Source organism: Microcystis sp. LSC13-02, assembly GCA_002282935.1.
GTDB lineage: Bacteria > Cyanobacteriota > Cyanobacteriia > Cyanobacteriales > Microcystaceae > Microcystis.
The window spans coordinates 1-4,111 of the sequence record MTBT01000163.1 but is presented as its reverse complement, the minus strand read 5'-3'; the positions used below and the strand labels follow the sequence as shown (position 1 = coordinate 4,111).

Sequence of the window (4,111 nt, the reverse complement as noted above, 5' to 3'; positions counted from 1 at the left end):
GATAGTTGTACCCGAAGGCAATTGATAGCCTGTTAAATTCCCTTGTTTCCACCACCTCCAAGCCGTTCGATAACTTATTCTTGTTTTTTTTTGCCTAGTCTGATAGTTTCCTGTCTATATATTACCATGGCTGGCTATATCTGACTATATTTGTATTGAAACTTTACAATACTTCATCTTGATGAGAGATGAGAAACGCTCTCTTACACCAAATCCGTTTTTAATAGTGTGATTAACTCTCAAGTTATCAATTGTTTCTCCCTGCTCCCCACTCCGCAGCTCCAGCGCTCCCTTCTCCCCACACCCTACACCCCACTGTCCTATACCTTTTAAACAGGATTTAGTATTACCTCCTCTTGTCACTAATAATAAATCTGATAAGCTAATTATTTGACACTCCTGGGCCTAAAGGCGTGAGGATTCTCGAAGCTCATCACTGCGCTTTCTGGTTTCCCTTGCTCATCGAAAATTTTGGGTCTGAAACCCCGTCGTTCTACGACGGCTTTACCGTTAAATATTAGCGCATTTACACGATATATGCCAGAATGTGAAATATGGAGAAAGCCTACTCGTTTCGATTTTACCCAACACCAGAACAAGAGTCGCTATTGCAGAAGAATTAGACTTTCTCAATGAAGTAAGCTGTGTACCTTTACAACAAGGGTTAAGACATTTACAAACAGCTTTCACTAACTTCTTTGCTCAACGAGGATCTTAGTCCCCAGAAAAAGGGACTTTCCCCCATCAACATTTCCTTGTTAAAGACATGGGTTTTAACCTTGTACAGGTTAGAGGGTTATGATTCTTTAACAAGGGGAATTGACCACAATAAGCAAAACATCCGCCAATTATTGTCTTTATGTCGCTAAAATTTCGTTTCTCGCCGTATTTCTCCTTTTTTCTTGAGAATGAAACGACCCTACCCACGTCGGGGGGTTGGGGGGTGTTGCCTCTTGCCTCGTCTGGTCCAAGTGATTTAAATTACGAACAGCCTAGTGCATTTATGCTAGTATAACATCAGGAGGTAAAAATACAATGTATAGATGCCAGCAAAATCTAATGAGCATGGATAAACATTTAAAGGCTATCCTTGAGTTCATTTGTGCTGAGTCTCATAAACTGACTAACTGTGCAATTTATTATGCCCGTCAACTTTATTTCAAAACCGATAAAATTATTGGTAAATTTGATTTAGAGAAAGAGTATAAAAACAACAAACACTATCAAGTTTTATCCTCTCAGGCAGCACAGCAAATACTTAGAAGTGTTCCTGAGTCCTTTAAATCATTTAAAGAGCTAAACCAGAAATATAGAAAGGGAGAGTTAACAGATAAGCATCATTTACTTAAATACATAAAAAAAGAAGGTCTGTTCCTTGTCACTTATCCCAAGCAAGCCCTAAAATGGGTTGATAATCAAATCAGAATCCCTTTAGGAAAAACTGTTAAGCAATGGTTTGGACTTGATAGCTTCTATTTGCCAATGCCCTCCAATTTGAGGTTTCAAGAAATTAAGGAATTAAGAATACTGCCCAGAAATCATTGTTTTTATGTTGAGTTTGTTTATGAGAGTAAACCAGTCGAGATTGAGGTCAATCCCGATAATGTGCTAGGTTTAGATCGGGGTTTAAAGAATTGGCTAACAGGAGTTTCTAGTCTCGGTACTAGCTTTATAATTGATGGAAGACATCTTAAGTTTGTTAATCGTTGGTACAACAAACAGGTAGCTACTCTCAAAGAAGGAAAACCTCAAGGATTTTGGTCAAACCAACTCGCTAAAATCACAGAAAAGCGTAATCGACAAATAAGAGATGCTGTTAATAAAGCAGCTAGACTGGTTATTAATTACTGCATTGAGCATCAAATTGGAGTGGTTGTTTTTGGATGGAATAAAGAACAAAAACAAGAATGTAATTTAGTCCAAAATAATCATCAATCTTTTGTTTCAATTCCTACAGCAAAACTCAAAGAACGCATTAGAAAAGTGTGTGAACATTGTGGGATTAAGTTTATTGAAACCGAGGAAAGTTATCCATTAAAAGCTTCTTTTTTAGACAATGACTCGCTACCTAAATTTGGTAAAAAAACCGAAGGGTGGCAACCATCAGGAAAGAGAACAAAAAGAGGATTGTATCGGGCTGCTCAAAATCAGTACATTAATGCTGATGCTAATGGGGCAGCTAACATAATTCGGAAAGTAAGCACAACACTTAATTTTAATTTAAGTCGAGTGTCTAGGGGCGTTTTGACTCGTCCCCAGAAATTCAAGTTCTGGTCAGCTAAAAAGACGCGAAGTCCGCTTATAATTCTCTATCATTTATGGGTCGGAGAAGTCAAAAAAACTTTTATTATGGAGGACGACTACTCGTGCTATACCTTACAGAAGTAAAAAAACAGACTAGAGGTTTTATCGGTGGTTACAAAACCGAATTGAAACTATTGGCCTGTCAGCATAACGATCAGACGTGGAGTGCCATACCGGGGGAAGATATCTTAACCTACGACGAAACTAACTCCCTGGGTGAAGGTGCGCTTCTCTTGGTAAATTTGAGCAATAATCGTCAACTGCAAGGAAACCCGGAATTAGCGGGAGCGGAGATGGTGCGGCAACTGCAAAAGATTGCCCGTTTGATGGAGCGCAGCAAGAAAGATCAAGAGAAAATCGAGGAGTGGAAACAATCCCTCACCTATCAAAGCGAGATTCTCAACCGCCAGAAAATGGAAATGGAGACAAGAATCGAGCAAATTGAACAAATAGAGGCAGAATTCGAGTATTTAGAGCGCAAAAGACAAGAACTGGAAACCCTAAAACAACAATTAAACGAGCAACAGCGACACCTGGAAGAAGGACAAATAAATTTTAACTCCTCCCCCAATCTTTCCCCAGAAAAACAACAATTTATTCGCTCTCTAGCGGAGCGTTTAGCTAATAATCATCATCGGGGCAATTCTCCCTCACAAATTCTCCATTCCACTCTTGAATCTGTGCAGGAACAACAGAATATTTTAAATAGTTGTTGGCAGAGTTTAGAGGAGCAGAAAAAAGCTGTAGAAAATCGTCAGTTCGCCAACAATGAAATGCTCGATTATCTCGAACAAAGAGCGAGGGAATTACAGACGAGTCGCGGGGCTTTGGAAACGGCTAAAATACAATTACAAATACAAGAAACTGTTCTGAGTCAAAAACAGGAATTATTCGAGAGCCTTAACCTCACCCTACAAACCACTGATTCTACTCGACAAATGCTCCTTCGTCTCCTGCAAGGGGAAGAACTAGATTTTGATGGTAAAATCGATCTAGAAGCTCTTGAAAAAATGCCTTTAGAAGAATTGGAGAGCTTAGTTAAGAACTTACAAACAGACCTCAAGCGCTGGGAAATTTTTGTCAACGACCAAGAGGAAGAATTAACTCTCCAATGCCAAACCGTGGAAGAATTAGAAGCAAGAATGGCCACAATAGATGAATCAGAGCGAGCTAATTTAGAAGAAGAATTAGCCGAGGAACAGGAAAAAAAAGGAATGCTGGCGGCAACTTTGGTCGGACAAAGACGTAATCTCCAGGAAAGGCAAGCTATTCGCTCTCAACATCTGAAAATTCTGCAACGGAGACAGGGAATTTTATCCCCAGAAGATGCCCAAAAATGTAGCTTTGAACCATTGTTAATTCTCTTGGAGGATAGTTATCAAAATAATCTCCAAGAAAGTCAACGTTTAGCAGCAGAAATCAAGCGACTACAAGAGGATTTACCAAAAAACAGAGATACTATTGATGAGCAATGGTCGGATTTAGAGCAAAAAACTCGTGAATTTGAAGAACAGGAGCGACAATGGCGCGATGCTAATCTGGCCTTATTGCGTTTAAAAACTCAGGTACAACAGTACGAAACTTTTCTGCAACCCGTGCAGGATCAACTCGATCAAATCCGTCAAAAACTAGAAACTATCTCCCAATGGTTGATGCCTATGGAATCTAATGGTAGTGCCTATCCTTAGGCTATTAACAGTTAGGCTTAATTAGGGCTTGCTGAATAAATCTAAAAACCTTATCCAACAAGGTTTTTAGACTTTTTTTCCCTCAAAAAGTGCCGACCCTTGGAGTGATTGGGGGGAAA

The 4,111-nt window shown here is 39.4% G+C and carries 2 protein-coding genes and 1 pseudogene; all 3 read left to right on the top strand.

What is annotated here, in order from left to right; translation table 11 throughout:
- Positions 1 to 554: 554 nt before the first annotated feature.
- Positions 555 to 709 (top strand): annotated as a pseudogene (locus tag BGL89_RS09875) (helix-turn-helix domain-containing protein); the annotation flags it as partial.
- A gap of 326 nt (positions 710 to 1,035) precedes the next feature.
- Complete coding sequence (locus BGL89_RS09870; protein ID WP_286825569.1) at positions 1,036 to 2,388, top strand: RNA-guided endonuclease InsQ/TnpB family protein; 1,353 nt, start codon at positions 1,036 to 1,038, stop codon at positions 2,386 to 2,388.
- Positions 2,367 to 3,992: a pilus motility taxis protein HmpF gene (gene hmpF, locus BGL89_RS09865; RefSeq protein ID WP_286825568.1), complete on the top strand. Its 1,626-nt coding sequence runs from the start codon at positions 2,367 to 2,369 to the stop codon at positions 3,990 to 3,992. The genes BGL89_RS09870 and hmpF overlap by 22 nt, the downstream gene beginning before the upstream one ends.
- The last annotated feature ends 119 nt before the right edge of the window (positions 3,993 to 4,111 follow it).

Excerpts from the sequence above, each read along its gene's own strand:
- BGL89_RS09870 (WP_286825569.1), top strand. The coding sequence starts at position 1,036 with ATGTATAGATGCCAGCAAAATCTAATGAGCATGGATAAACATTTAAAG.